The following is a 250-nucleotide window of genomic DNA, read 5'->3' as shown; positions in this document are numbered from 1 at the left end:
ATCCTGGAACTACGGGCGCGCTCGCAGACCTCTGCCGCCATCAAATCACTGCTCGGCTTGGCACCTAAAACAGCTAGACGGATCGCTGCAGATGGTACGGAAGAAAATATCCCCTTGAGTAACGTTCACATTGGCGACCTGCTACGGGTCCGACCAGGCGAAAAAGTCGCTACTGACGGGGTGGTCGTGGAGGGAGAGAGCGCCATTGATGAGTCGATGTTGACTGGCGAACCGGTCCCCGTGACCAAGC

Annotated in this window: 1 protein-coding gene; it reads left to right on the top strand. The window is 57.6% G+C overall.

Going from position 1 to position 250, the window contains the following annotated elements; translation table 11 throughout:
* The coding region (locus ACZ3HH_RS30810) for a P-type ATPase actuator domain-containing protein (RefSeq protein ID WP_465810475.1) at positions 1 to 250 on the top strand (250 nt) is incomplete at both ends.

This window comes from Pseudomonas sp. PME37.24/025, from assembly GCF_055556615.1.
This window is presented reverse-complemented; position numbering and strand designations above follow the sequence as displayed.